This is a genomic window from Phytopseudomonas punonensis (assembly GCF_900142655.1).
Taxonomy (GTDB): domain Bacteria; phylum Pseudomonadota; class Gammaproteobacteria; order Pseudomonadales; family Pseudomonadaceae; genus Aquipseudomonas; species Aquipseudomonas punonensis.
In genome coordinates, this window is sequence record NZ_FRBQ01000005.1 from 39,942 (window position 1) to 66,557 (window position 26,616).

At 60.8% G+C, this 26,616-nt stretch carries 23 protein-coding genes; 11 read left to right on the plus strand and 12 right to left on the minus strand.

Annotation, left to right across the window (positions count from 1 at the left end; all coding sequences use genetic code 11):
• The first annotated feature begins 25 nt into the window (after window positions 1-25).
• Window positions 26-298 carry a nucleoid-associated protein HU-beta gene (hupB, locus tag BUC40_RS14210; RefSeq protein WP_003239952.1) on the plus strand — a complete coding sequence of 91 codons (273 nt, stop codon included), beginning with the start codon at window positions 26-28 and terminating at the stop codon, window positions 296-298.
• Between the two features lie 217 nt (window positions 299-515).
• Window positions 516-2,375: a SurA N-terminal domain-containing protein gene (locus BUC40_RS14215; protein ID WP_073266802.1), complete on the plus strand. Its 1,860-nt coding sequence runs from the start codon at window positions 516-518 to the stop codon at window positions 2,373-2,375.
• 158 nt (window positions 2,376-2,533) lie between these two features.
• Here the strand turns inward: BUC40_RS14215 and BUC40_RS14220 are convergent, their stop codons facing one another.
• From BUC40_RS14220 to gloB, 7 genes are all read right to left on the minus strand, one after another.
• Window positions 2,534-4,153 (minus strand): ABC transporter ATP-binding protein, encoded by a 1,620-nt coding sequence (locus BUC40_RS14220; RefSeq protein ID WP_073266804.1) that lies wholly within the window; start codon window positions 4,151-4,153, stop codon window positions 2,534-2,536.
• A 1-nt stretch (window position 4,154) separates the two neighbouring features.
• Window positions 4,155-5,174 (minus strand): ABC transporter permease, encoded by a 1,020-nt coding sequence (locus BUC40_RS14225; RefSeq protein ID WP_073266806.1) that lies wholly within the window; start codon window positions 5,172-5,174, stop codon window positions 4,155-4,157.
• 2 nt (window positions 5,175-5,176) lie between these two features.
• Window positions 5,177-6,262 (minus strand): microcin C ABC transporter permease YejB, encoded by a 1,086-nt coding sequence (locus BUC40_RS14230; protein ID WP_073266808.1) that lies wholly within the window; start codon window positions 6,260-6,262, stop codon window positions 5,177-5,179.
• On the minus strand, window positions 6,263-8,113 hold the full coding sequence (locus tag BUC40_RS14235) for an extracellular solute-binding protein (protein WP_073266810.1): 1,851 nt from the start codon (window positions 8,111-8,113) through the stop codon (window positions 6,263-6,265).
• Window positions 8,110-9,942 (minus strand): extracellular solute-binding protein, encoded by a 1,833-nt coding sequence (locus BUC40_RS14240; RefSeq protein WP_073267032.1) that lies wholly within the window; start codon window positions 9,940-9,942, stop codon window positions 8,110-8,112. Before BUC40_RS14240 ends, BUC40_RS14235 begins: the two co-directional genes overlap by 4 nt.
• Before the next feature lie 106 nt (window positions 9,943-10,048).
• The gene (locus BUC40_RS14245; RefSeq protein ID WP_073266812.1) at window positions 10,049-11,602 is read right to left on the minus strand and encodes a LysM peptidoglycan-binding domain-containing protein; all 1,554 of its coding nucleotides are present in this window, start codon (window positions 11,600-11,602) and stop codon (window positions 10,049-10,051) included.
• Between the two features lie 99 nt (window positions 11,603-11,701).
• The gene (gene gloB / locus BUC40_RS14250; protein ID WP_073266814.1) at window positions 11,702-12,475 is read right to left on the minus strand and encodes a hydroxyacylglutathione hydrolase; all 774 of its coding nucleotides are present in this window, start codon (window positions 12,473-12,475) and stop codon (window positions 11,702-11,704) included.
• 88 nt (window positions 12,476-12,563) lie between these two features.
• Between gloB and BUC40_RS14255 the strand changes: the two genes are divergently transcribed.
• The 7 genes from BUC40_RS14255 (at window position 12,564) to nudC (ending at window position 20,442) form a co-directional block, all read left to right on the plus strand.
• On the plus strand, window positions 12,564-13,325 hold the full coding sequence (locus tag BUC40_RS14255; protein ID WP_073266816.1) for a class I SAM-dependent methyltransferase: 762 nt from the start codon (window positions 12,564-12,566) through the stop codon (window positions 13,323-13,325).
• Window positions 13,326-13,370: 45 nt separating this feature from the next.
• Complete coding sequence (gene rnhA / locus BUC40_RS14260) at window positions 13,371-13,823, plus strand: ribonuclease HI (RefSeq protein ID WP_073266818.1); 453 nt, start codon at window positions 13,371-13,373, stop codon at window positions 13,821-13,823.
• Window positions 13,816-14,568, plus strand: a complete 753-nt coding sequence (gene dnaQ, locus BUC40_RS14265) for a DNA polymerase III subunit epsilon (RefSeq protein WP_073266820.1) — start codon at window positions 13,816-13,818, stop codon at window positions 14,566-14,568. The genes rnhA and dnaQ overlap by 8 nt, the downstream gene beginning before the upstream one ends.
• Before the next feature lie 115 nt (window positions 14,569-14,683).
• Window positions 14,684-16,954: an Orn/Lys/Arg family decarboxylase gene (locus BUC40_RS14270; protein ID WP_073266822.1), complete on the plus strand. Its 2,271-nt coding sequence runs from the start codon at window positions 14,684-14,686 to the stop codon at window positions 16,952-16,954.
• A 145-nt stretch (window positions 16,955-17,099) separates the two neighbouring features.
• Window positions 17,100-17,912, plus strand: coding sequence for a crotonase/enoyl-CoA hydratase family protein (locus tag BUC40_RS14275; RefSeq protein WP_073266824.1), 813 nt, complete (start codon window positions 17,100-17,102; stop codon window positions 17,910-17,912).
• A 38-nt stretch (window positions 17,913-17,950) separates the two neighbouring features.
• Window positions 17,951-19,609, plus strand: a complete 1,659-nt coding sequence (locus tag BUC40_RS14280; RefSeq protein WP_073266826.1) for a FimL-related protein — start codon at window positions 17,951-17,953, stop codon at window positions 19,607-19,609.
• Complete coding sequence (nudC, locus tag BUC40_RS14285; RefSeq protein ID WP_073266828.1) at window positions 19,609-20,442, plus strand: NAD(+) diphosphatase; 834 nt, start codon at window positions 19,609-19,611, stop codon at window positions 20,440-20,442. Before BUC40_RS14280 ends, nudC begins: the two co-directional genes overlap by 1 nt.
• Here nudC and BUC40_RS14290 read toward each other — a convergent pair.
• Window positions 20,410-21,195: a TSUP family transporter gene (locus BUC40_RS14290; RefSeq protein ID WP_073266830.1), complete on the minus strand. Its 786-nt coding sequence runs from the start codon at window positions 21,193-21,195 to the stop codon at window positions 20,410-20,412. The genes nudC and BUC40_RS14290 overlap by 33 nt on opposite strands.
• Window positions 21,196-21,293: 98 nt before the next feature.
• Between BUC40_RS14290 and BUC40_RS14295 the strand changes: the two genes are divergently transcribed.
• Window positions 21,294-21,941, plus strand: coding sequence for a hypothetical protein (locus BUC40_RS14295; protein ID WP_073266831.1), 648 nt, complete (start codon window positions 21,294-21,296; stop codon window positions 21,939-21,941).
• Between the two features lie 233 nt (window positions 21,942-22,174).
• Here the strand turns inward: BUC40_RS14295 and BUC40_RS14300 are convergent, their stop codons facing one another.
• The 4 genes from BUC40_RS14300 to BUC40_RS14315 form a co-directional block, all read right to left on the minus strand.
• Entirely contained in the window at window positions 22,175-22,942 is a 768-nt protein-coding gene (locus BUC40_RS14300) for an SDR family oxidoreductase (protein ID WP_070887458.1), read from the minus strand.
• Between the two features lie 27 nt (window positions 22,943-22,969).
• Window positions 22,970-24,037 (minus strand): phosphotransferase family protein, encoded by a 1,068-nt coding sequence (locus tag BUC40_RS14305; RefSeq protein ID WP_073266833.1) that lies wholly within the window; start codon window positions 24,035-24,037, stop codon window positions 22,970-22,972.
• 264 nt (window positions 24,038-24,301) lie between these two features.
• Window positions 24,302-24,613, minus strand: coding sequence for an SCP2 sterol-binding domain-containing protein (locus tag BUC40_RS14310; RefSeq protein WP_073266835.1), 312 nt, complete (start codon window positions 24,611-24,613; stop codon window positions 24,302-24,304).
• 58 nt (window positions 24,614-24,671) lie between these two features.
• The gene (locus BUC40_RS14315; RefSeq protein ID WP_073266837.1) at window positions 24,672-25,370 is read right to left on the minus strand and encodes a histidine phosphatase family protein; all 699 of its coding nucleotides are present in this window, start codon (window positions 25,368-25,370) and stop codon (window positions 24,672-24,674) included.
• A 205-nt stretch (window positions 25,371-25,575) separates the two neighbouring features.
• Between BUC40_RS14315 and sohB the strand changes: the two genes are divergently transcribed.
• On the plus strand, window positions 25,576-26,595 hold the full coding sequence (gene sohB, locus BUC40_RS14320; RefSeq protein WP_073266839.1) for a protease SohB: 1,020 nt from the start codon (window positions 25,576-25,578) through the stop codon (window positions 26,593-26,595).
• The last annotated feature ends 21 nt before the right edge of the window (window positions 26,596-26,616 follow it).

The following is a 26,616-nucleotide window of genomic DNA, read 5'->3' on the forward strand; positions in this document are numbered from 1 at the left end:
TAAACCGAAATTAAGGGGACTTAGAGTGAACAAGTCGGAACTGATCGATGCCATCGCCGCATCTGCTGATATCCCGAAAGCTGTTGCTGGCCGTGCGCTGGACGCAGTGATTGAATCCGTTACTGGCGCTCTGAAGGCTGGTGATTCCGTTGTACTGGTTGGTTTCGGTACTTTTGCTGTCAAAGAGCGTGCTGCTCGCACTGGCCGTAACCCGCAGACTGGCAAGCCGATCAGCATCGCTGCTGCCAAGATCCCAGGTTTCAAAGCTGGTAAAGCGCTGAAAGACGCCGTCAACTAAGCGTCTTCGGGCTATTGCCCGCCGGGTCGGTTAACCCCGGCTCGGTTGTGGGGCGGCAATAAGACCAGCAGGTCTGTCACGCCGGGGGTTGTAGAGTTTTAATCCCGATCCGCTTCGCACGTTACGAGAAGGCGCATCCCAGGATGCGCCTTTCTTCTATCCGGATTTTACCCACGCTGCGCGGCCATTTTTAGTACGTGGTCGTTCTGGGGGAAGCATGCTGCAAAATATCAGGGACAATTCACAGGGTTGGATTGCCAAGACAATCATCGGCCTGATCGTCGTTCTCATGGCGTTGACCGGCGTTGACGCCATCATTACCGGTACCGGCAACAGCCAGAACGCCGCTGACGTGAATGGCAAGAAAATCAGCCAGAACGAGCTTAACCAGGCTGTGGAAATGCAGCGTCGCCAGCTGTTGCAGCAACTAGGCAAGGACTTCGATCCCGCCCTGCTGGATGAAAAGCTGCTGCGCGAAGCCTCCTTGAAGGGGCTGATCGAGCGCGCTTTGCTGATCAAAGGCGCCGAAGACTCCAAGTTCGCCTTCTCTCAGGCCGCTCTCGACCAAGTCATCGTGCAGACGCCTGAGTTCCAGGTGGAAGGGCGCTTCAACGCTGATCGCTTCGATCAGGTGATTCGCCAGCTCGGTTATACCCGTATGCAGTTCCGCCAGATGCTCAAGCAGGAAATGCTGATCGGTCAGCTGCGTGCTGGTCTGTCCGGTAGCGGTTTCGTCACCGATGAAGAGGTGGCTGCATTCGCCCGCCTCGAGAAGCAGACCCGTGATTTTGCGACCCGCACCATCAAGGCTGACCCGGCCACGGTGAAGGTCAGCGATGACGACGTGAAAGCCTACTACGACGCTCAGCAGACTCAGTTCATGAGCCCGGAGCAGGTTGTGCTCGAATACGTTGAGCTGAAGAAGGATGCGTTCTTCTCACAGGTTTCCGTCACTGACGAAGAGCTAAAGGCTGCTTACGACTCGGAGATCTCCAACCTGGCTGAGCAGCGTGATGCTGCCCACATCCTGATCGAAGTGGGCGGCGACGTCAGCGAAGAGCAGGCCAAAGCCAAGATCGAAGACCTCCAGAAGCGTTTGCAGAAAGGCGAAGACTTCGCTGCATTGGCCAAGGAGTTCTCGCAAGACCCTGGTTCGGCCAGCGAAGGCGGCGACCTGGGTTATGCAGGCAAAGGCGTTTACGATCCGGCCTTTGAAGATGCACTTTATGCTCTTAATAAAGATGAGGTATCGGCACCGGTTCGCACCGAATTCGGCTGGCACCTGATCAAGCTGCTTGGCGTTCAGGCACCTGAAGTGCCGACTCTGTCCAGCATGAAGGAAAAGCTGGAAACCGATCTCAAAGCACAACGTGTCGAGCAGCGCTTTGTCGAGGCCACCAAGCAGCTTGAAGATGCCGCTTTCGAGTCTTCGGACTTGGCGCAGCCTGCTCAAGAGCTGGGCTTGAAAGTGCAGACCAGCGAGCCGTTTGGTCGTCAGGGTGGTCAAGGTATCGCTGCTAACCGCCAGGTTTTGCAGGCTGCTTTCAGCCAGGAAGTGATGGAAGACGGCAGCAACAGCGGTGCTATCGAACTCGACCCGAATACCCTGGTAGTGATTCGTGTCAAAGAGCATCGTAAACCGCAACAGCTGGGACTTGAGCAGGTAAGCGACAGCATCCGTGCGCAGCTGACCAAAACCCGCGCTAGTGAGGCTGCCAAGGCTGCTGGCGAAGCACTGGTTACCGAGCTGAGCGACGGCAAGGCCAAGCCTGAAGGCGCTGAGTGGCAAGTGGTAGAAGCCGCTACGCGTAACCAGGATGGTGTCGACCCTGCTGTCCTTCAGGCGCTGTTCCGCATGCCTAAGCCAACTGACGAAAAATCCGAGTTCAGTGGCATTGCGCTGGCCAATGGGGATTTCGTGGTGATTCGCCTCAAGGGTGTCAGTGAGCCGGAGCAGGCCCTGAGTGACGAAGAAAAGGCCATGTACCGCCGCTTCCTCGCCTCACGCAGCGGTCAACAGGACTTCGCTGCATTCCGCAAGCAGCTGGAAAGCAAGGCCGATATCGAGCGTTACTGATAGACATGTCCGCTTGAATGACAAAGGCCCCGATTTCGGGGCCTTTGTGTATCTGCAGCAAACGTTTTACGGGAGTTGTGCATCTTGCTGCGCTGAGTGGCCATCCATAGATGGGAAACCTGCGTCGTCGTGATGGTTTCGCAGGTTGGAGGAGTGGCTTATGCGGTTTGTGGGCTGACGGGCGTCAGGAATGCGGCTTCCAGCAATTGCTGCGTGTAAGGGTGCTGCGGCGCCTGGAAGATGGTCTTGGCATCGCCTTGCTCGACCACGCGCCCATGCTTGACGACCATCAGCTGGTGGCTGATCGCCCGCACAACCGCAAGGTCATGACTGATGAACAGGTAGCTCAGGTTGTACTTAGCCTGCAGCGAACGCAGCAGGTCGACGACCTGACGCTGTACGGTGCGATCGAGTGCCGAGGTCGGCTCGTCCAGCAGGATCAGTTCTGGCTTGAGTACCAGCGCGCGAGCGATGGCGATTCGTTGTCGCTGGCCGCCAGAGAACTCGTGGGGATAGCGGTGACGACTTTCCGGATCCAGACCAACTTCGAGCAGCGCGTCGATGATCGCCTGCTCCTGTTCTGCATCGTTGCCGATACGATGGATGCGCAGGCCCTCGCCGATGATCATGCCGACCGTCATGCGTGGGCTGAGGCTACCGTAAGGATCCTGGAAGACCACCTGCATTTCGCGGCGTAGCGGCCGCACTTCGCTCTGCGACATACCGCCCAAATGGTGCTCGCCAAAGCGGATGCCGCCCTGGCTGCCGATCAGGCGCAGTATCGCCAGGCCCAGCGTCGACTTGCCCGAGCCGCTTTCACCGACGATGCCCAAGGTCTGGCCACGCTGCAGGCTGAAGTTAATGCCATCGACCGCTTTTACATGGTCGACCGTGCGGCGTAGCAGGCCCTTCTTGATGGGAAACCAGACGCGCAGATCCTCAACGGCGAGCAACGTATCGGCCGCTGGAGCGCTGACCGGATCGCCACTGGGTTCGGCGGCGAGCAGGGTGCAGGTGTAGGGGTGTTGCGGCGAGTTGAACAGCGTTTCGCAGTCCGCCTGTTCGACCAGCTCGCCGTTTTGCATCACACAGACCCGCTGAGCGATTCGCTGTACCAGCTTGAGGTCGTGGCTAATGATCAGCATGGCCATGCCGAGGCGTGCCTGCAGATCCTTGAGGAGCTCCAGAATCTTCAACTGCACGGTCACATCCAGAGCCGTGGTTGGTTCATCGGCGATCAGCAGCTCCGGCTCGTTGGCCAGTGCCATGGCAATCATCACCCGCTGGCGTTGGCCGCCTGACAGTTCGTGGGGCAGGGCTTTAAGACGTTTTTGTGGGTCCGGAATGCCGACCAGCTCCAGCAGTTCCAGTGTACGGCTCGTGGCTGCCTTGCCACGCAGACCCTTGTGCAGGCCCAGGACCTCGTTGATCTGCTTTTCTATGCTGTGCAACGGGTTGAGCGAGGTCATGGGCTCCTGAAAGACCATGGCGATGCGGTTACCGCGGATGCCACGCAATTTGCGCTCTGGCAGTTTGAGCAGATCCTGACCGTTGTAATTGATCGTGCCGCTGGGGTGCTGCGCGAGTGGGTAGGGCAGCAGCCGCAGGATCGAGTGGGCGGTGACCGATTTACCGGAGCCGCTTTCACCAACCAGCGCCAGAGTCTCGCCACGGCGAATATCGAAGCTGATGTGGTTGACCACCTGGCGTTTGTTGTCGCCGCTGACGAAGGAGACGGACAGGTCACGAATTTCGACGAGGTTATCGGGATGGCTCATTTCATTTCCTCGGGTCGAAAGCATCGCGAGCAGCCTCGCCGATAAACACCAGCAAGCTCAGCATGATGGCGAGCACGGCGAAGGCGCTGATGCCTAGCCACGGCGCCTGCAGGTTGGATTTGCCCTGTGCGACCAGCTCACCGAGTGACGGCGCGCCGGCGGGCAGGCCGAAGCCCAGGAAATCCAGAGCGGTGAGGGTACCGATGGCGCCCGTGACGATGAACGGCAAAAAGGTCATGGTCGAGACCATGGCGTTGGGCAGAATGTGCCTGAACATGATCGCGCCATTGCGCATGCCCAGCGCTCGGGCCGCGCGCACGTACTCCAGGTTGCGGCCGCGCAGGAACTCGGCACGCACCACATCCACCAGGCTCATCCAGGAGAACAGCAGCATCAGGCCCAGCAGCCACCAGAAGTTGGGCTGCACGAAGCTAGCCAGGATGATCAGCAGGTAGAGCACTGGCAGGCCGGACCAGATCTCCAGAAAGCGTTGCCCGGCGAGGTCCACCCAGCCACCGTAGAAGCCTTGCAAAGCCCCGGCGGCAACGCCGATCACCGAGCTAGCCAGCGTCAACGCCAGGGCAAACAGCACGGAAACTCGGAAACCGTAGATGACCCGAGCCAGTACATCACGCCCCTGGTCATCGGTGCCCAGCCAGTTGGCCGCGGACGGTGGCGCTGGGGCCGGAACCTTGAGGTCGTAGTTGATGCTCGAATAGCTGAACGGAATCGACGGCCAGACCATCCAGCCGTCTTTCTGCTCGATCAGCTCGCGGATATACGGGCTTTTGTAATTGGCCTGCAGCGGGAACTCACCACCAAAAGTGGTTTCCGGGTAGCGCTTGAGCACCGGAAAGTAATACTCGCCGTCATAGCTGACCACCAGCGGCTTGTCATTGGCGATCAGCTCGGCGCCGAGGGTCACGAAGAACAGGGCGAGAAAGATCCACAGCGACCACCAGCCACGCTTGTGCGCTTTGAACAGTTCGAAACGGCGTCTATTGAGCGGGGAAAATGCCATGCTCAGGCCTCCCGGCTTTCAAAGTCGATACGCGGATCGACCAGGGTGTAGGTAATGTCACCGATCAGTTTCACGACCAGTCCCAGCAAGGTGAAGATGAACAGGGTGCCGAAGACCACCGGATAGTCGCGGTTGATCGCCGCCTCGAAGCTAAGCAAGCCAAGGCCGTCGAGGGAGAAAATCACCTCGATCAGCAACGAGCCGGTGAAGAAGATGCCGATGAAGGCCGAGGGAAAGCCGGCGATGATCAGCAGCATGGCGTTACGGAACACGTGGCCATAGAGCACGCGAGCGTTGCTGAGGCCCTTGGCCCTGGCAGTGGTCACGTACTGCTTGTTGATCTCGTCGAGAAAGCTGTTCTTGGTGAGCAGGGTGAGGGTGGCGAAGTTGCCGATCACCAAGGCGGTTACCGGCAATGCCAGGTGCCAGAAGTAGTCGATCACCTTGCCACTAAAGCTCAGTTCATCGAAATTGCTCGAGGTCAGGCCGCGTAGCGGGAACCAGTCCCAATAGCTGCCGCCGGCGAACAGCACGATCAGCAGAATGGCGAACAGAAAGGCGGGAATCGCGTAGCCGATGATGATCGCCGAGCTGGTCCATACGTCGAATGCGCTGCCATGTCGGGTGGCTTTGGCGATACCCAGCGGGATGGACACCAGGTACATGATCAGTGTGCTCCACAGCCCTAGGGAAATGGAGACCGGCATCTTTTCCATGATCAGGTCGATGACCTTGGCGTCGCGAAAGAAGCTGTCGCCAAAATCCAGCTGCGCGTAGTTCTTGACCATGATCCAGAAACGCTCGGGCGCCGACTTGTCGAAGCCGTACATCTTCTCGATTTCAGCGATCAGCTCCGGGTCGAGCCCTTGCGCGCCGCGGTAGTTGGAGCCAGCGGTGGCGACCTCGCCGCCACCACCGGAAATCCGCCCGGTAGCACCGCCGGAGGCCGCATCGAAGCCTTCGAGCTTGGCGATCATCTGTTCGACCGGGCCGCCTGGCGCGGCCTGGATGATCGCAAAATTGATCACCAGAATGCCGAACAGCGTCGGAATGATGAGCAGCAGACGCCGCAGGATATAAGCCAGCATTTAGCGTTCTTCCTGCTCTTTGGTGGGGGCATCTTCGCTGCTGACGGCTTCGCCGACAGGCTTCTCCTGCCACCAGGTCATCAGGCCGTAGTCGTACAGCGGCGATTTTTCCGGATGGCCGAAGCGCTTCCAGTAGGCGACCCGGTAAGTGTCGACGTAGTAATTGGGCACCACGTAATTGCCCCACAGCAGTACACGGTCCAGCGCGCGGGTGTGGGTGATCAGCGATTCGCGGGAGTCGGCCTGAATCAGCCCTTCGACCAGCTTGTCGATGGCTGGGTCGCGCAGGCCGATCAGGTTGCGGCTACCTGGATTGTCGGCGCTGCTGGAATGCCAGAACTCGCGCTGCTCGTTGCCGGGCGAGCTCGATTGCGGCCAGATCGCCGAAGTCATGTCGAAGTCCCGCGAGCGCAGGCGATTGATGTACTGGGAAACGTCGACGCGGCGTATCTGCAGATCGATGCCCAGCTCTGCCAGGTTGCGTTTGAACGGCAGAATCACCCGCTCCAGATTGGCCTGGGTATTGAGAAACTCGAACGCCAACTGGTTGCCGTTGGCATCGACCATCTTGTCGTTTTCGATGCGGTAGCCCGCCTCGGTGAGCAGCTGATAGGCGCGGCGCGCCTGGTCACGAATGATGCCGCTGCCGTCGCTGACGGGTGGCTTGAAGGTGTCGGTGAACACCTGGTCGGGAATCTGTCCGCGCAGCGGCTCGAGCAGCTTCAGCTCGGCTGCGCTGGGCAAACCACTGGATGCCATTTCCGAGTTCTCGAAGTAGCTGTGAGTGCGCTTGTAGGCGCCGTAGAACAGCTGCTTGTTAGCCCACTCGAAGTCGAAGAGCTGGGCGATGGCCTCCCGTACGCGGGGATCCTGGAACATCGGCTTGCGGGTGTTGAAGACGAAGCCCTGCATGCCGGTCGGGTTGCGATTGGGGAAGGCCTCCTGAACGAAGCGACCAGCACGCAGCGCCGGCGAGTTGTAGCCGGTGGCCCAGTCCTTGGCTGAGTACTCGAGGTTGACGTCGAACTGGCCCGCCTTGAAGGCTTCCAGGGCGACCGCCATGTCGCGGAAGTACTCGATGCGGATTTCATCAAAGTTGTACAGGCCGCGGGAAACCGGCAGATCCTTGGCCCACCAGTCCTTCACCCGCTCGAAGCGGATCGAGCTGTTGGGCGAGAACTCGGCAATACGATAGGGGCCGCTGCCCAGCGGAATTTCCAGGCTGCCACGGGAGAAGTCGCGGGTGGCCCACCAGTGCTTGGGCAACACTTGTAGCTGGCCGAGAATCAACGGTAGCTCACGGTTACCGGGGTGCTTGAAGTTGAAGCGCACGGTGCGCTCGTTCTCGGCCACCACCTCGGCGACGTCGGCGTAGTAATGCCGGTACATGGGGTCGCCATGTTCGAGTAGCTCGTTGAAGGTGAAGATCACATCCTCGGCGGTCACCGGCTTACCGTCGTGAAAGCGTGCCTTGGGGTTCAGGAAGAACCGCACGTAGCTGTCGTCTGCCGCTTTTTCGACCTTTTCGGCAAGCAGCCCGTATTCGGTGAAGGGCTCGTCCGGCGAGTGATAGGTGAGGGTGTCGTAAATCAGCCCAATGCGGTCAGCGGCGTTGCCCTTGGGGATGAATGGGTTGAAGCTGTCGAAACCGTTGAGTCCGGGCAGGCGCAGGATGCCGCCCTTGGGCGCGTCCGGATTGACGTAATCGAAGTGCTTGAAGTTGGCAGGGTACTTTGCTGGCTCACCGTAGAGCGTCAACGCATGTTGCGGCGCTGCCTGGGTCAGGCTGGCAAGGCCAAGCAGCAGCAGGGCACTGCTGTGGATGAGAAATGAACGCAGTGGGCGCGTCATTGAGCGGTCTCCGAGGGTTTCAGCCACCAGGTGCGCAGCCCAAGCGTGTAGGGCGGCGTGGCGACGAAGGCGAACCGGTTGCGGTAGGCCAGGCGGTGATAGTCGATGTACCAATTTGGAATGGTGTAGTACTGCCAGAGCATCACTCGGTCCAGGGCGCGGGTAGCGGCCACTTGTTCGTCGCGGCTGCGGGCAGAAAGTAGTTTTTCCAGCATGGCATCGACGACCGGGTCGTTGATGCCGGCGTAATTCTTGCCGCCTTTCACACTGGCCTGGCTGGAGTGGAAATACAGCGACTGTTCCAGGCCAGGGCTCAGGGTTTGCGGCAGGGTCAGCAGGATCATGTCGAACTCGAACTGATCCAGGCGTTGCTTGTACTGGGCGCGGTCCACGGTTCTCAGGTTGGCCTGGATGCCGATGCTCGCCAGGTTCTCGGTAAACGGTTGAAGAATGCGCTCCAGGTTCGGATTGACTAGCAAAATCTCGAAGCGCAGCGGCTGGCCCTTGGCGTTCAGCAGTCGCTGGCCGGATGGTTTCCAGCCTGCTTCGGCAAGTAGACCTAGGGCATGGCGCATGGTTTCGCGAGGAATGCCACGGCCATCGGTGACCGGCATCTTGAAGGGTTCGCTAAACAGCTTTGGCGGCAATTGCGCGCGAAACGGCGACAGCAGCAGCCACTCGGCGCCCTCTGGCTTGCCCTTGGCGGAAAAATCGCTGTTCGGGTAGTAGCTGGCCGCGCGGGTGTAGGAGCTGTTGAAGAGCGTGCGGTTGGTCCACTCGAAGTCGAACATTAGGCCCAGCGCTTCGCGAACACGAACGTCCTCGAACGCGGCGCGGCGGGTGTTCATGAACAGCGCCTGGGTCTGGGTGGGTATCTGGTGGGGGATTTCCGTGCGGACCACATCACCGCGCGTCACTGCCGGGAAACGGTAGTTGTTGGCCCAGTTCTTTGCCTGTTGCTCGATATAGAAGTCGAATTCACCGGCCTTGAAAGCTTCGAAGGCCACATGGCTGTCGCGGTAGAAGTCCACCTCGACACGGTCGAAGTTGTACTTGCCGCGGTTGGCCGGCAGCGATGCGCCCCACCAATCCTTGACCCTTTCGAAGGTAAGGCTGCGCCCCGGGTTGACCCGCGTGATGCGATACGATCCGCTGCCCAATGGCGGTTCGAAGGTCGTCGCTTTGAAATCTCGGCCTTTCCAGTAATGCTGCGGCAGCACCGGCAGCTCGCCCAGACGCAGAATCAATAGCGGGTTGTTTGAGCGCTTGAGTACGAAGCGCACGCGGTGGCGATTAAGGATATCGACCCTTTTGACTTCCTGCAGGCTGGTGCGGTATTGCGGGTGGCCTTCCTTGAGCAGCAGCCGGTAGGAGAACGCCACGTCGTAAGCGGTGATGGGCTTGCCATCGTGAAAGCGTGCTTCCGGGCGCAGGTTGAACACCACCCAGCTGCGATCTTCGCTGTACTCCACCGAGCTGGCGATAAGCCCGTAACTGGAGGCTGGCTCGTCACCGGAGGGGTCGTACTGCCCGGTGCCGATCATCAGCGGCTCGTTCAGCTCAGTAACGCCGTACTGCAAAAAGTTGGCGGTAGCAACCGGGCTGGTGCCCTTGAAGGTGTAGGGGTTGAGCGTATCGAAGCTGCCTGCGGCCATGATGCGCAGCGTGCCGCCTTTGGGAGCTTCCGGGTTGACCCAGTCGAAGTGGGTGAAACTTGCCGGATACTTGAGCGCGCCGAACTGCGCATAGCCATGGCTTTCGCTGAGCGTTGCCAAGGCCGGGAAACTGGTGGCCAGGCCAAAAAACAGCGAGAGGAGAGGGCGTCTCAAGAGCAATATCCGATCCGGGGCAGCAAGGTTTCCGTACAGTAACAGCTTGTCTGTACAGGAAAAAGACCGACCCCGGCGGTGTACATCAAGTGTGTTGCAATGAGCGTCAGTTAGGCAGGCGAAGCGTCAATACTTGGCCGGGTTTCAGCGCCTTCCCGGTGCGCGGGTTCCAGCTCTGCAGGTTCTGCATCTGTACGTTGAAACGCTTGGCGATCAGGTGCAGCGAATCACCCTTGCGCACCTTGTAATAGGTCACGTCGTCGCGCTGAGCGACCGCTTTGCTAGCGGTGCTGGAGTTGCCTTGCAGCTTGATGGTTTGCCCTACACGCAGAGCATTGCCCTTCAGGCCATTCCAGCGCTGGATGTCGTTGACCGCAACGTTGTGAGCCTTGGCGATCTGCCAGAGGTTATCGCCATTGCGGACCTGGTAACTGCGCGAGGCCACGGCCGTATTGACGGTGCGCTGGGGCGCTTCGTCGATTGCTGGCTGCATAGCGGTCGGCAAGCTCAGGTGCTGACCAACTGCCAGGGTGCTGCCGCTGAGCTGGTTGAATTCCTTGATGCTGGCAACGCTCAGCTCGTAACGGTTGGCGATGCCCTGCAGGTTATCGCCGGCACGCACGACGTATTCCTGTTGGCCACGATCTTCGGGTTTGAGCGTCGACAGGTTGGCGGTCAGCAGCTCGACTTTCTGCGTCGGTACCAGCAGGTGTTGCGGGCCATCGACCGTGACGCGCTTTTTGAAGGCGGGGTTGAGCAGGTACAGTTCGTCCTCGTCCACTTCGGCCAGTACCGCCACGCGGGCCAGATCCATGCGCTGCTTGATCTCCACCTCTTCGAAGTAAGGCTCATTGGCGATTGGCGCGAGGCTTACGCCGTAAGCGCTCGGTGCCATGATCACTTGGGACAGGGCCAGCAGCTTGGGCACGTAGTTCTGGGTTTCTTGGGGCAGCGACAGGTTCCAGTAGTCGGTCGGCAGGCCAAGTTTCTGGTTGCGCTCGATGGCGCGGCTTACCCGGCCTTCACCAGCGTTGTAAGCAGCTAGGGCCAGCAGCCAGTCGCCGTTGAACATCTCATGCAGGCGAGCCAGGTAATCCATAGCGGCCTGGGTAGACGCAGTAACGTCGCGGCGGCCGTCGTACCAGCGGGTTTGTCGCAGGTTGAAGTTGCGCCCGGTAGACGGAATGAACTGCCACAGGCCGACGGCATCGGCTGGCGAGTAGGCAAACGGGTTGTAGGCGCTCTCGATCATTGGCAACAGCGCCAACTCCATCGGCATGTTGCGCTCCTGGAGGCGCTCGACGATGTAATGAATGTAGGGGTTGCTGCGCTCACCGGATTTTTCGACGAACGAAGGGTTGCTGGCAAACCACAGGCGTTGCTGCTCGATCCGTGGGTTGACGCCGATTGCGTCCTGCAGCTGATAGCCGGAACGGACCCGCTCCCAGATATCCTTGGGCTGCTCGGCCTTGCCGCTGGCATCGATCCAGAGCGGCTGGTGCGGCGTTCTGCCGCTCAAGTCCACCGTATGGCTGGTATCGACCTGCTGTTGATCGAGGCTCTGGCAGCCGCTCAGCACGGCACAAACAGCCAGGGCGAGCGCTGGGTAGCGCAAGGCCAATGCCTTTGAATTCAATGAGTTAGGTCGAAAGGAAGGCATCGGCGGGTGGGGGTATCCTGGATCGAAAGTCGGGGGATTCTAGAAACCGATCCAGGGGTGGTCAAGTTTTGACCAGGATTTTGCGGGGCAGTCGGCGCTTTAGAAGCGATCTTTCCAGGCGCGCAGTGCCGCGAAAACCTCTGTTTCACTGCTTATGGCGCGTCCTTCACGGCTGGCGATCATTTCTTTAACCGATGTTTCTGCCGCGCGTAAAAACGGGTTGGTGGCGCGCTCTGTGGCGAGGTCGGATGGCAGGCTGATACGCCCTTGCTGACGCCACCCCTCAACCTGCTTGAAGCGCTCGGCAATCGCCGGGTTGGTCGGCTCCACCGCTACGGCGAAGCGCAGGTTGCTCAGGGTGTATTCATGGGCACAGTAAATAAGGGTGGCGTCAGGCAACGCTGCCAGACGCTGCAGCGAATGGTGCATCTGCGCGGGCGTGCCTTCGAACAGTCGCCCGCAACCTGCGGCGAACAGGGTGTCGCCGCAGAACAGCCAGTGATGATCGGGCTGATAAAAGGCGATATGCCCCAGCGTATGGCCGGGCACCTCGATTATTTGTAGAGCCAGGCCAAGCACTTCGATACGGTCGCCATCGACCAGCGCCTGGTCACGGCCCGGGATGTTCTCATTGGCCGGCCCACAGACGTGCGCACCAGTTTCGCTGCGCAGTTGTTCGACGCCGCCAACGTGATCGTTATGGTGATGGGTTATCAGGATATCGCTCAGCGTCCAGTCCGCATGCTGTTGCAGCCATGCCTGTACGGGCGCTGCGTCACCGGGGTCTACCACGGCTACACGCTTGTGACGAGCGTCCTGCAGCAGCCAGATATAGTTGTCGGAGAATGCACTCAGGGCTTCGATCTTGATCATCAGGTGGTCGCCAAGCTGGGGACAAAGGTGCATCTTAGGTGTCATTGTTCGAGAAGGCTATGCAGGTACTTTCCATGAGTAAGCGTCCATGAGCGACACCCCTTTCGCACAGGCCGATGCTGACTGGCTACAGTTGATCGGCGCGGCGCGGCAATGGTTCACCGGCCCGCTGGGTCGCTTGCTTCTTGAAGAGGAGCAGCGCCTGCTCGACGAAGAACTGGCGCGGTTTTTCGGCGGCTACCTGGTGCATTACGGGCCGTGCGCCGAAACCTCGTTGGAAACTCAGCAGATTCAGCGCAGCGTGCGCTTGGGCGCGCCATTCGCGGGAGTGGAGATCGTTTGCGAGGAGCAGTCCTGGCCGCTGGTCGAGCACGCCGCCGATGTGGTGGTGCTCCAGCATGGGCTGGACTTCAGCCAGTCGCCCCACGGCTTGCTGCGTGAGGCTGCGCGCAGCGTGCGCCCGGGCGGCCATCTGTTAATCGTCGGTATCAACCCGATAAGCGCTTGGGGCGTGCGCCATCTGTTCGCTCATGACGCGCTACACGACGCCCGCTGCATAGCCCCCGGGCGCCTCGGCGACTGGCTCAACCTGCTGGGCTTCGCGCTGGAGAAACGCCGCTTCGGATGTTATCGTCCGCCGCTTGCTTCCGCTGCCTGGCAGGCTCGGCTGGCCTCCCTGGAACGCTGGGGCGGCGCCTGGCAATCGCCGGGTGGCGGTTTTTACGTATTGGTGGCGCGCAAGCTGGTGGTCGGCCTGCGCCCGCTGCGTCAGTCCCGTCGCGAGCCGATGGGCAAACTGGTGCCTATGCCGGTAGCCAAGGTCAGCCGTCGCGATCGCGAAGGGGCATGACTGGCTTACCGCACATCGAAATCAGACCATAGATAAAGGCGCTGCATGTCCGATCAAGTTGAGCTTTACACCGATGGTGCCTGCAAGGGCAATCCTGGCGTCGGTGGCTGGGGCGCATTGCTGGTATTCCAGGGTGTCGAGAAAGAACTGTGGGGCGGCGAAGCCGTGACCACCAACAACCGCATGGAACTGATGGGCGCCATTCGCGGCCTGGCCGAGCTGAAGCGCCCGTGCAACGTGCGTCTGGTCACCGACTCGCAGTACGTCATGAAAGGCATCAACGAGTGGATGCCGAATTGGAAGAAGCGCGGCTGGAAAACCGCCGCGAAAGAACCGGTGAAGAACGCCGACTTGTGGCAGCAGCTGGACGAGCAGGTCAACCGTCATAACGTCACCTGGCAATGGGTGCGTGGCCACATCGGCCACCCCGGCAACGAGCGCGCGGACCAGCTTGCCAACCGTGGCGTCGAAGATATCAGGAGCATGAAGCGTGCGTAGAGTCGTACTGGATACTGAAACCACCGGTATGCCGGTAAACGATGGCCACCGGGTCATCGAGATCGGTTGTGTGGAGGTCGATGGCCGGCGTCTGACCGGGCGGCACTTCCACATCTACCTGCAGCCCGATCGCGATATCGATGAAGGCGCCATCGCGGTGCACGGCATCACCAATGATGACCTCAAGGACAAACCGCGCTTCAAGGATGTCGCCGACGACTTCTACGAGTTCATCAAGGGTGCGCAGCTGATCATCCACAACGCGCCGTTCGACCTGGGCTTTTTGAACAACGAATTTGCGCTGATCGGTCAGCACGAGCGTTCTGATATTTCCGCCTACTGCGACGTGCTCGATACGCTGCAGATGGCTCGCGAACGTCACCCGGGCCAGCGCAATAGCCTCGACGCGCTGTGCAAGCGCTACGGCGTAGACAATTCCGGCCGTGAGCTGCACGGCGCCTTGCTCGACTCGGAGATTCTCGCCGACGTCTACCTGGCGATGACCGGTGGGCAGACCAATCTGTCTCTGGCCGGTGAAGGTTCCGAAGGCGATGGCAGTGGCCGCCAGCAGCCAACGCCGATCCGCCGCCTGCCGGCCGATCGCCCGCGTGGCGTAGTGCTTGCCGCCAGCGCCGAGGACTTGGCCGCCCATGCCGCACGCATGGCTGCCATCGAGAAGGCTGCCGGCGCGCTGCCTTTGTGGGTGCAGATGGAAGCGGCAGAGCAGGGCACATCCGCCTCCTGATCGGTCAATTGCGACCTTTTCGTATAGCTCTGTCTGCGAGGGGTTCCGTCCTATCGGGCGAGCCTCTACCCTGAGGGCATAGCGGGCCGATCCCGCATGACCTCAGGTGTAGCTGATGTACAAAGACCTCAAATTCCCCGTACTCATCGTTCATCGTGACATCAAGGCCGATACCGTGGCCGGCGAACGGGTGCGGGCCATTGCCGCCGAGCTGGAGCAGGATGGCTTCACCATTCTCTCCACCGCCAGTTCGGCGGAAGGCCACATCGTGGCTTCGACCCACCACGGCCTGGCCTGCATTCTGGTTGCCGCCGAAGGCGCCGGGGAAAACCGCCACCTGCTGCAGGACATGGTCGAGCTGATCCGCATCGCCCGGCGCCGCGCCCCGCAACTGCCGATCTTCGCCCTAGGCGAGCAGGTCACCATCGAGAACGCGCCGGCCGAAGCCATGGCCGACCTCAATCAACTGCGCGGCATTCTCTACCTGTTCGAAGACACCGTGCCGTTTCTGGCTCGCCAGGTGGCGCGCGCCGCCCGCAATTACCTCGACGGCCTGCTGCCGCCGTTCTTCAAGGCGCTGGTGCAGCACACCTCGCAGTCCAACTATTCCTGGCACACACCGGGGCACGGTGGTGGCGTGGCCTATCGCAAAAGCCCGGTCGGGCAGGCGTTTCACCAGTTTTTCGGCGAGAACACCCTACGCTCGGATCTGTCGGTCTCGGTGCCCGAACTCGGTTCGCTGCTCGACCACACCGGCCCGCTGGCTGCCGCGGAAGAGCGCGCCGCGCGCAACTTTGGCGCTGACCACACCTACTTCGTAATCAACGGCACCTCAACCGCCAACAAGATTGTCTGGCATTCGATGGTGGGGCGTGATGATCTGGTGCTGGTCGACCGCAACTGCCACAAGTCGATTCTTCACGCCATCATCATGACCGGCGCGATTCCGCTGTACCTGTCGCCGGAGCGTAACGAGCTGGGCATCATCGGGCCGATTCCGCTAAGCGAATTCACCCGCGAGTCGATCCAGGCCAAGATCGATGCCAGCCCGCTGGCCCGTGGTCGCGAGCCCAGGGTCAAACTGGTGGTGGTGACCAACTCCACTTATGACGGGCTTTGCTATAACGCCGAGCTGATCAAGCGCACGCTGGGCAATTCGGTCGAGGTGCTGCACTTCGACGAAGCCTGGTACGCCTATGCCGCATTCCATGAGTTCTATGCTGGGCGCTACGGCATGGGCACCAGCCGCGAGACCGGCGGCCCAATGGTGTTCACCACCCACTCGACCCACAAGCTGCTTGCGGCGTTCAGCCAGGCATCGATGATTCACGTGCAGGACGGTGGCGCGGGCACCGGCGGGCGCAAGCTCGACCGCGACCGTTTCAACGAAGCCTTCATGATGCATATCTCGACGTCGCCGCAGTACGGCATCATCGCCTCGCTGGACGTCGCCTCGGCGATGATGGAAGGCCCGGCCGGGCGCTCGCTGATTCAGGAAACCTTCGACGAAGCGCTGAGCTTTCGCCGCGCTCTGGCCAACCTTGGCCAGAGCCTGAGCAGCGAGGACTGGTGGTTCAGCATCTGGCAGCCGCCCCAGGCAGACGGCGCCGATGGCGTGTCCACGCCGGATTGGCTGCTGCAGCCCGAAGCCGACTGGCATGGCTTTGGTGATGTTGCCGAAGATTACGTGCTGCTCGACCCGATCAAGGTGACCCTGGTGATGCCTGGTCTGACTGCAGGAGGGCGCCTCGATGAACGCGGCATTCCGGCGGCTGTAGTCAGCAAGTTTCTCTGGGAGCGTGGCCTGGTGGTCGAGAAAACCGGCCTCTACTCGTTCCTGGTGCTGTTCTCCATGGGTATCACCAAGGGCAAGTGGAGCACGCTGCTGACCGAACTGCTGGAGTTCAAACGCAGCTATGACGCCAACCTGCCGCTGACTGCTGTACTGCCGTCGGTGGCACGTGAAGGCGCTAGCCGATATCAGGGCATGGGGCTGCGTGATTTGTGCGATGCGCTGCATGACTGTTACCGCGAAAACGCCACCGCCAAATCCCTCAAGCGCATGTACACCGTGCTACCGGAAATCGCCCTTAAACCGGCCGATGCCTATAACCAGCTGGTACGCGGCGAGGTTGAAGAGGTGCTGATCGATGATGTCGAGGGCCGCATCGCTGCGGTGATGCTGGTGCCTTATCCGCCAGGCATTCCGCTGATCATGCCGGGCGAGCGCTTTACCGCGGAAACTCGCTCGATCATCGACTACCTGCGCTTCGCCCAGGCATTCGAACAGCGCTTCCCAGGGTTCGACGCCGATGTGCATGGGCTGCAGCGTCATGAGGCCGAGCAGGGCAGCTATTACACGGTGGACTGCATCATCGAGAAGTGAGCCGGTGAGGTTGGCGCCTTTGGCGTGACGTGCGGTGCGTCACGCCGGTCATGATCGACTTTCGGGCGCCGCTTGGTATAGTTGCGCGATTCGCACCCAGTGCTGTCGCGTCGTGGTTCGAGCTGCTGTCAAAAGGATGACTTTAATGCCGCAATACCAGGCTTTTTGCGTCGAATTGCAGGATAAAATCGCCCATGTGGTAATTGACCGGCCGGACAAGATCAACGCGATGAACGCGGCGTTCTGGACGGAAATCATCGATATCTTCCGCTGGGCAGATGAAACCGACGAAGTTCGCGTGGTGGTGCTCTCCGGCGCCGGCAAGCATTTCTCCTCGGGCATCGACCTCAACCTGCTGGCTCAGGTCAGCACCCAGTTGGGCAAGGATGTCGGCCGCAATGCGCAGACCCTGCGCCGCAAGATTCTCGAACTGCAGGCCTCGTTCAACGCTGTCGACCAGTGCAGCAAGCCGGTGCTGGCTGCTATTCAAGGCTACTGCCTGGGCGGCGCCATCGACTTGGTCAGCGCCTGCGACATGCGCTACTGCAGCGCGGATGTGCAGTTCGCCATCAAGGAAATCGACATCGGCATGGCCGCCGACGTCGGTACGCTGCAGCGCCTGCCGCGATTGATTGGCGACGGCATGCTGCGCGAGCTGGCCTACACCGGCCGCGTCGTTGACGCCGCCGAAGCGCGGGAAATCGGCCTGGTTAACCGCGTATTCGAGACCCACGACACATTGCTGGCCGGTGTGTTGGACATTGCCCGAACCATCGCCGCAAAATCGCCGGTTGCCGTGCGTGGCACCAAGGAGATGATCCGCTACATGCGTGATCATCGCGTTGACGACGGCCTCGAGTACGTCGCCACCTGGAATGCCGCCATGCTGCAGTCGGCTGACCTGCGCGTAGCGATGGCGGCCCATATGAGTAAGCAGAACCCCGAGTTTGCTGATTGAGCGCGGTTTTATCACCTGTGCGGGAGGCACATTAGCGAATGGTTTCTGGAGCATCGTCACTTGGGCTGGTTCGCGACGAACTGTTTGCCACTATCGAAGAGGCCGAAGCGAGCCTCGAACAGTTCATCGTCGAGCGCAATAACGGCAGCCTGCTGCAACAGGCCGTCGACAATCTGCAGCAGGTACGCGGCACGCTCAATCTGATCGAGCTGGCCGGTGCCGAGCTGCTCGCCCAGGAAGTGCTCGACCAGGCCACCGATATCCCGGCCGGCGTGGGCACCGAGCGCGATGCGCAACTGGCCGCGCTAAGCAATGCGTTGCACGTGCTACGCCGCTACCTGGAAGGGCTGGACGTGCATCGTCAGGAAATGCCCGAGCTGCTGCTGCCGGCGATCAATGACCTGCGCCAGGCCTGCAAGCAGCCACCATTGCCCGAAAGCTTCTTCTTCAGCGTGCGCCTCGACCAGGCCCGCCCGCGCGTTGCGCCACCGGCGCTCGACGCTGCAGCCAAGGAAAGCGAAGGTCGCCGCCTGCGACAGATGTACCAGGTTGGGCTGCTGGGCTTTATTCGTGAGCAGAATCCGGCAGCCAGCATGAAGCTGATGGGCCGCGCCATGAGCCGCCTCGACGGGCTGTTCGCCAATGAGCCGCGTGGTCGCCTGTGTTGGCTCACCGCTGCTGCACTCGAGGCGCAGAACGATGGGCAGCTGCTGCCACGCAAGTCGCGCAAGCAACTGTTCTCGCGCATCGACCGCGAGCTTCGCCAGATCCTCGTCAACGGCTCCTACGAGCCGCCACGCAGTCTGCTCAAGGAACTTCTCTACCTAGTCGCGCTTTCCGCCGGCCGCGGCCCGCTAGCGGGCGAAGTGCGTGAGCTGTTCGGTATCACCGAGCTGCCATTTACCGATCATCTGCTCGAAGAGGAATACCAGCGACTGTCCGGTCCAGGCCAGGCGGTGATGCGTTCGCTGAGTTCGGCGATTCGCGAGGAGCTGGCCAGCGTCAAGGACCTGCTCGACCTCAGCGAGCGCGGCACCTTGCAGGAAGACGGCCTGACCAGTCTGCATGCACTGCTCGGCAAGCTGAGCAAGACGTTGGCGATGGTCGGCCTGAGTTCGGCCGGCAACTCGCTGGCCAACCAACTGCCGACGGTCAGTGCCTGGTGCGAAGGCGCGCCGACCGAGCCAGAGCAACTGATCGCCCTAGCCGATGCGGTGCTGTATGTCGAAGGCATGGTGGCGACCTTGGAGCGCGGGCAGCGGGTTACCACGCCGCGCGTCGAACCCGAAGTCTGCACCTTTGCGCAGCATCAATTGTTTGAAGCACGCGTGGTGGTTCTTGATGAGGCGCGTGCTGGCCTGGCATTGGCCAAGCGCGCGATCACCGCGTACCTGGAGTCGGCGGGCGATCGCATGCACCTGTCCAATGTGCCGTTCAGCCTGCAGGCCGTACGCGGTGGCCTGTGGTTCCTCGAACAGGAACGCGCGGCCTTGTTGGTGGGCGCCTGCGCCGATTACATCCAGACGCAGATGCTCGACGCCACGCAAATGCCAGCCGAAGCGCGCCTGGAAGTCTTGGCCGATGCGCTGAGCAGCCTGGAATATTATCTGGAGGCCGACACCGGCCTGGCCCAGCCGAGCGTGCTCGATCTGGCTGCCGAAAGCGTGCGTGCATTGGGCCTGGAGGTGGCTGCCTGATGGCCGCCGGGCGCTGGCTGCCGGAGCTGCTCGACTGTCAGCAAAGCGGCGGCATGGTGTTGGCCCATCATCGTCAGCATTTTCTGGCCGACGCCAACGGCCTGCTATTTCCGCGTGAGTGGTTGAAGAAGCAGGAGCTGCCAGTAATCGCCGAGCATGGGCTTGGACATTTTCGTGGCGAGCCGCTTTACCTGCTCGAGTTGGATGGCAAGGCTGAACTGCCAGGCTGCCATTGGCAGGGGCTGCGCCAGGTGATGCTCGAAGGCGACGCCGAGCTGTTCCAGATGTTCGGTTACGCCGCACAGATCGGCACTTGGGCCAGTGACAACCGCTTCTGCGGTGGCTGCGCCACGGCGATGGAGCCGGTCATTGGCGAGCGTGCCATGTATTGCCCACGTTGCAATCTGCGCCACTACCCGCGTCTGTCGCCGAGCATGATCGTATTGGTTACCCGTGGTGACGATGTGCTGCTGGCTCGTTCGCCGCGCTTCGTTACCGGCGTGTACAGCACTTTGGCCGGCTTCGTCGAACCAGGTGAGTCGGTGGAGCAGTGTGTGGCCCGTGAAGTGCGTGAAGAGGTCGGCGTCGAGGTCTGCAACATCCGCTACAAGGGCAGCCAGAACTGGCCCTTCCCACATTCGCTGATGCTGGGTTTTCATGCCGACTATGCCGGTGGCGAGATCGTTTTGCAGGAAGAGGAGATCGAGGACGCAGGCTGGTTCTCGATCCATGAACTGCCGCCATTGCCTGCTTCGCGCTCGATCGCCCGTTACCTGATCGATCTGTACGTGGCGCAGCGTTTAGGCTGCGCTGAACCAGTGTTGCCAGACTAGGCGCGTGGTCAGACCAAGCACCACCAGAATGAACACTGGGCGGATGAATTTCGAACCGCCGCCAATTGCCGTGCGCGCACCCAGAAATGCCCCGGCCATCAACGAAAAGCCCATGCACAGGCCCAGCACCCAGGCCACCTGACCGGCGACGATGAATACCGCCAGCGCGCAGGCGTTACTGATGAAATTCATCGAGCGCGCCACGCCGCTGGCACGCACCAGGTCGAGCGGGTAGAGCAGCAGGGTGCTGACCGTCCAGAACGCCCCGGTTCCAGGGCCTGCCACACCATCGTAGAAACCCAGGCCTATGCTTTGCGGCCATTGCCGGCGCTTTGCAATCGGTTGGTCGGCATCCAGCGGTGCGTCGGGTGTTTTGCCGAACAGCAGATAGATGCCGCAGGCGAACACCACAACCGGCAGCATCTTGTTGATCCATTCAGCGGGCATCCAGTGCACGAGCAATGCCCCGCCAATGGCGCCGATAGCAGTGCCGACCATCGCGTTTTTCCATTTTTCCGGGCTGAACAGCTTGCGCCGGTAGAAGGTGTAGCTTGCGGTACCGGAGCCGAAGGTCGCGCACAGTTTGCTGGTACCGAGCACCAGATGCGGCGGCATGCCGGTAGTCAGCAGGGCGGGGATGGTCAGCAGGCCGCCACCACCGGCGATGGCGTCGATAAATCCGGCGATGAACGCAACGAGGGCGAGCAACAGCAACGTCGTGGGATCGACGGCCAATTCGAAGGGGAAAGACATAAAAGGCGACCTGTATCCGATTGTTCGGCAGCGGCGCTATTCGCGTACGAATGCGCTGCGCATAATGCCGATATTTTCACTTACAAGGAATTGATTCCATGCAGTACAACGCGCTCGCCTGGGCAACGGCTCTGCTGGCAATGCTGGTGCTGTTCATCGCCCTGCGCATCATGTTCGGCGGCCGCTGGTTTCTCGCCTGGCTGCGTGGCACCTGTGGGCTGGTGTTCCTCGCCGCTGCCGTGTTGGTCGGGTTGGTCGCCTATGACCTGAGCCGCTACGAGCCATTACCTGCCAACAAGCCGCTGCTCACCCTGAGCTTTCACCGCACGGCCAATGTCTATCAGGTCGATATCCTCGAAGATGGCGTGCAGCGCAGCGTCAATCTGGAAGGTGATCTCTGGCAGCTGGATGTGCGCCTGCTGCAATGGAAGGGACTCGCTGCATTGATCGGCCTGGAACCGGGCTATCGGCTGGAGAAGCTCAACAGCCGCTTTCTGTCCATTGAGCAGCAGAGCCAGGCGCGTTACACCCAGGCCGAGCTGACGCAAAGCCTCTACGGCGTCGATTTGTGGCGCTGGCTGCGCCTGGGGCAGCATGACCTGTTCATGTTCGATGCCCAGGCACGCCGCGTGACCTATCTGCCGATGGCCGACAAGGCGGTATTCAACGTCAGCCTGACGCCCACCGGCCTGCTGGCCGAGCCGATGAACGAGGCGGCCCACCAGGCGCTCAAGGATTGGCAGTGAGTTGCTGAGAGTTCTAGAGCAGTTCGAGGTCGTCAATGTGCAGTGACGGCAACGTAGCGATATCGGCCGTTTGCGATCTCGTGGGAGGGGCTTTAGCCGCGAGCTCTTTAAGCCTAGCCAGGCACAATCGAGGCTAAAGCCTCTCCCACAAAAGCACTGCTCACCTTCCGCTTTGCCTTAAACCGTTTACTCATGGCAATACGAGTCGTCAGCCTCAAGATCGCAGCCAGGTTTCAGGATAGGAAACCGCCATCGACATTCAACGCCACGCCCGTGGTGTAGCTCGACGCATCGCTTGCGAGATAGAGCACAGCACCGGCCATTTCGCTCGGCTCGGCGACGCGCTTGAGCGGGATGCGCTGTAGCGCGAAGTTGAGGATCGCTTCGTTCTTGGTCAGCGCCGAGGCAAAACGTGTGTCGGTCAGGCCCGGCAGCAGGGCGTTACAGCGGATGCCGAACTGCGCGCACTCCTTGGCGAAGACCTTGGTCATGCTGATCACCGCTGCCTTGGTGACCGAGTAGATCCCTTGGAACTCACCGGGCGATACGCCGTTGATCGACGCCACGTTGATGATGCTGCCGCCACCGTTCTCCTTCATCAGCTTGCCGCCTTCGATGGACATGAAGTAGTAGCCGCGAATGTTCACGTCGACGGTTTTCTGGAAGGCGCCCAGATCGGTGTCCAGCACGTTGCAGAACTGCGGGTTGGTGGCCGCATTATTGACCAGAATATCGAGGCGGCCGAAGCGCTGGCGAATCTCGGCGAATACCGCCTGAATCTGCTCCATCTCGCCGATATGGCAGGCCATCGCCACGGCCTTGCCGCCCTTGGCGACGATAGCGTCGGCCACGGTCTGGCAATCGTCCAGCTTGCGGCTGGCGACGATCACCTCGGCGCCTTGCTGGGCGAGCAGGTGGGCGATGGCTTCACCGATACCGCGGCTGGCCCCGGAAACGAAGGCGATCTTGCCGTCAAGGTCGAACAACTGGGTCTTGGACATGGCGTGGGTCTCTGTAGAGTGTTGGTTTCAGAGCGATGAGCGCGCGACGACCCCGAGGGCCATCTTTTCCAGCAGCGCGTTCATTTGCACGAAAGAGGCGAAGCGCTTGTCGGCGGTCTGCCCGTGGTAGTAGCGGTAGTAGATCTGCTGGACGATGCCCGCCAGGCGGAACAGCCCGTAGATGTAGTAGAAATCGAAGCACTTGATTTCGATGCCAGCACGTTCGGCGTAGTAATCGACGAATGCCTGGCGGGTCAGCATGCCCGGCGCATTGCTAGGCTGACGGCGCATCAGCTGCACGGGCGCCGGATCGTCCGCCTCGATCCAGTAGGCCAGGGTATTGCCCAGATCCATCAGCGGGTCACCCAGGGTCGTCAGCTCCCAGTCAAGCACGCCCATGATGCGCATGGGGTCCTGCGGGTCGAGGATCACGTTGTCGAAGCGGTAGTCGTTGTGGACGATGGCCGGGCGTGGATGATCGGCCGGCATCTTCTCTTCCAGCCAGGTGCGTACCTCCTGCCAGCCGGGCGCGTCGGGAGTACGCGCGTTGTCGTAGCGCTCACTCCAGCCCTTTATTTGCCGGGCAACGTAGCCATCCGGTTTGCCTAGGTCGGCTAGGCCGCACGCTTGGTAATCGACTTGATGCAGTTCGACCAGGCGGTCGATAAAGCTCTTGCACAGCGTCGTGGTCTGTTCGGGCGATAGCTGCAGTTCGGCAGGCAAGTCGGCACGCAGGATGATGCCATCCAGGCGCTGCATGACGTAGAACTCGGCGCCGATCACCGACTCATCGGTGCAGTGCACGAAGGCCTGGGGGCAATAGGGGAAGGCGTTTCTGAGCTGGTTGAGGATGCGAAATTCACGGCCCATGTCATGGGCTGACTTGGCCTTGCTGCCGAACGGCGGGCGGCGCAGCACCAACTCGCGGTCGGCATAGCGCAGCAGGTAGGTCAGGTTGGACGCGCCACCGGGAAACTGGCTGATCTGCGGCTCACCACGCAAGTCGCTCAGGTGGCTTTTCAGGTAAGCGTCGATGGCGCTGGCATCGAGTTCTTCGCCCTGGCGGATCGCGCCGGGCCGGTCGGTGAGTGTCATCCCTTTCCCTTCTAATTGTCGTTGGCGGTGATGATCGGGCCAATCTATCAGCCCGGTGTGTGGCGGCAAGCGTGCAGCGCGTCTATCTATGTTGCTGTTGATGGCGGATCAAGGCCGCTGATGCGCCGGGCGGCAGGAAGCGACCGCGAGAAGCTCTTGTCACAGTTTTCAACTGCCATCCAGATAGCAAGTCAGGCACGGCGGGCCAAAAAAAACCGGAATCCACGGATTCCGGTTTCGGTGTTCGAGCTGCCTGCCTGATCCTTAGACTGGGAACAGTTCGCTCAGCTTCAGTGCCAGCATCATGTCGCCTTCGGCTCGCAGCTTGCCGGCCATGAAGGCCTGCATGCCGTCGGTTTCACCGGTGGTGATGCCTTTGAAGGTTTCCTTGTCCATGATCAGGGTGACGCTGGCGTCCGGGCTGTCGCCCTGTTTAACGTCGCAGGTGCCGTCTTTGACGATCAGGTAGTGATTATCGGCATCTTCGATGTTGAACTGGAAAACCAAGTCCAGGCCTTCGGCGGCGCTGGGGTTGAACTTGGCTTTCATGGTTTGGACGATGTCTGCGACGCTCATGGTGGTTTCCTTGTGTTTTCGGATTGTTCAGCGCCCTTGCGGGCACGTTGACCGTCGCTCAGCGGTAAGTGATGAGTGACGGCGTATTCAACAGCTGCAAATGAGCGTGGCTGTTGAAGGAAGCTAAGGTCACTTGCTCGCCCTGGAACTTCAGGCAGCTTAGCGACGTGTTGACGATTTGCCAGTTCATGGCAAAAGCGTTGGCGACCGGCATGCCGGTCAGCAAATGAATCAGTGCAGTGATGGTGCCGCCAGAGGTGAATACGGCGATGCGCTGATGGGCGTCGGCCTGAGCGAGGAGGCGTTGCAGGCCACCGTTCACCTGGTCGAGAAACGCCTGCCAGCTTTGCAGGGCCGGGGCGTCGTAATCGCCGCCTATCCAGGTTTCCAGCAAGCGTACGAACAAACGCTGAAACTCGGCGCGGTTGTGCGCGGCGTTGCGCATGATTTCCAGCGCCTGCGGCTCATGGGGCAGCAGGGCCGGGAGCAGGGCGCGAATCACGCCTTCGGCATCGAATTCGTTGAAGGCAGGGTCAGTGTGCAGCGCAGGCGGCTCGCTGAATTGCTCGAGCACCAAGCGGGCGGTGTGGGATTGCCGAATGAGGCTGCCGCTGACAGCGCGGTCCAGCTGCAAGCCGGTCTGCACAAGATAGCTGCCGAGCAATACCGACTGGCGCTTGCCGAGTGACGAGAGGACATCATAATCCTCTGCACCGAATGAGGCCTGGCCATGTCGAATCAGGTAGATGCTGCCCACGTACGCTGCAACCCACGAACCTTGAATGTGAGGCGAGGGTAGGAGGGATGGGCGGAGGCTGTCAACGAAAATTCATACGTTTGTTTGAATCGTACGGTGCGCGGTTTAAAGCCGTTCCTCTGGCTGGTCGCTGCCGGGCAGCCTCGGTATGCTGGGCGCTGCAGGCCACCTGAGTGGCACTGTCGATTGATTAAAGGGGAAGTGTGTGGAGTTTCTTGCTGATTACGCAGGTTTTCTGGCCAAGACGGTGACCCTGGTCGTCGCCATCCTGGTCGTGCTGGTAGCAGTTGCCGTGCTGCGCAGTCGTGGGCGTCGCAGCGGCGGCCAGTTGCAGGTCACCAAACTCAATGATTTCTACAAGGCGCTGCGTCAGCGCCTCGAACAGTCGATCCTCGACAAGGATCAGTTGAAGGCGTTGAGCAAGGAGGAAGCCAAAGCCGCCAAGGCGGCGAAGAGGCAACCGGCGCAGAAGTCGCGGGTCTACGTGCTCGATTTCGATGGTGACATCAAGGCTTCGGCCACCGACGGCCTGCGCCACGAGATCACCGCGCTGCTGACCCTTGCCACCCCGCAGGATGAAGTGGTGCTGCGCCTGGAAAGCGGCGGCGGCATGGTGCACAGCTACGGCCTGGCTTCTTCGCAACTGGCACGTATCCGCCAGGCTGGCGTGCCGCTCACGGTGTGCATCGACAAGGTGGCGGCCAGCGGCGGCTACATGATGGCCTGCATCGGCGAGAAGATCATTTCCGCCCCGTTTGCCATCCTCGGCTCCATTGGTGTCGTCGCCCAGTTGCCCAACGTCAACCGCCTGCTGAAAAAGCACGACATCGACTTCGAGGTGCTGACCGCCGGTGAATACAAGCGCACCCTGACGGTGTTCGGCGAGAACACCGAAAAGGGCCGGGAGAAATTTCAGGAAGACCTGGAAACCACCCACGAGCTGTTCAAGAATTTCGTGGCCCGCTACCGCCCGCAACTGGAGATCGACGAGATCGCCACGGGTGAGGTCTGGTTGGGTATGGCAGCGCTGGAGAAGCAGTTGGTCGACGAATTGAAGACCAGCGACGAATACCTGGCCGAGCGCGCGCGCGAAGCCGATCTTTATCAGCTGCACTATGTACAGAAGAAATCCCTGCAGGAGCGTGTCGGCCTGGCTGCCAGCGTAGCGCTGGATCGTTTTGCCCTGACCTGGCTAGGCCGTCTGAGCCAGCAACGCTTCTGGTAACCCGCACCCTCCGCCGCGGCG

Coding starts and splice junctions, on each gene's coding strand:
- BUC40_RS14215 (WP_073266802.1), top strand. CDS start 516: ATGCTGCAAAATATCAGGGACAATTCACAGGGTTGGATTGCCAAGACA.
- BUC40_RS14220 (WP_073266804.1), bottom strand. CDS start 4,153: ATGAGCCATCCCGATAACCTCGTCGAAATTCGTGACCTGTCCGTCTCC.
- BUC40_RS14225 (WP_073266806.1), bottom strand. CDS start 5,174: ATGGCATTTTCCCCGCTCAATAGACGCCGTTTCGAACTGTTCAAAGCG.
- BUC40_RS14230 (WP_073266808.1), bottom strand. CDS start 6,262: ATGCTGGCTTATATCCTGCGGCGTCTGCTGCTCATCATTCCGACGCTG.
- BUC40_RS14235 (WP_073266810.1), bottom strand. CDS start 8,113: ATGACGCGCCCACTGCGTTCATTTCTCATCCACAGCAGTGCCCTGCTG.
- BUC40_RS14245 (WP_073266812.1), bottom strand. CDS start 11,602: ATGCCTTCCTTTCGACCTAACTCATTGAATTCAAAGGCATTGGCCTTG.
- gloB (WP_073266814.1), bottom strand. CDS start 12,475: ATGATCAAGATCGAAGCCCTGAGTGCATTCTCCGACAACTATATCTGG.
- BUC40_RS14255 (WP_073266816.1), top strand. CDS start 12,564: ATGAGCGACACCCCTTTCGCACAGGCCGATGCTGACTGGCTACAGTTG.
- rnhA (WP_073266818.1), top strand. CDS start 13,371: ATGTCCGATCAAGTTGAGCTTTACACCGATGGTGCCTGCAAGGGCAAT.
- BUC40_RS14270 (WP_073266822.1), top strand. CDS start 14,684: ATGTACAAAGACCTCAAATTCCCCGTACTCATCGTTCATCGTGACATC.
- BUC40_RS14275 (WP_073266824.1), top strand. CDS start 17,100: ATGCCGCAATACCAGGCTTTTTGCGTCGAATTGCAGGATAAAATCGCC.
- BUC40_RS14280 (WP_073266826.1), top strand. CDS start 17,951: ATGGTTTCTGGAGCATCGTCACTTGGGCTGGTTCGCGACGAACTGTTT.
- nudC (WP_073266828.1), top strand. CDS start 19,609: ATGGCCGCCGGGCGCTGGCTGCCGGAGCTGCTCGACTGTCAGCAAAGC.
- BUC40_RS14290 (WP_073266830.1), bottom strand. CDS start 21,195: ATGTCTTTCCCCTTCGAATTGGCCGTCGATCCCACGACGTTGCTGTTG.
- BUC40_RS14295 (WP_073266831.1), top strand. CDS start 21,294: ATGCAGTACAACGCGCTCGCCTGGGCAACGGCTCTGCTGGCAATGCTG.
- BUC40_RS14300 (WP_070887458.1), bottom strand. CDS start 22,942: ATGTCCAAGACCCAGTTGTTCGACCTTGACGGCAAGATCGCCTTCGTT.
- BUC40_RS14305 (WP_073266833.1), bottom strand. CDS start 24,037: ATGACACTCACCGACCGGCCCGGCGCGATCCGCCAGGGCGAAGAACTC.
- BUC40_RS14310 (WP_073266835.1), bottom strand. CDS start 24,613: ATGAGCGTCGCAGACATCGTCCAAACCATGAAAGCCAAGTTCAACCCC.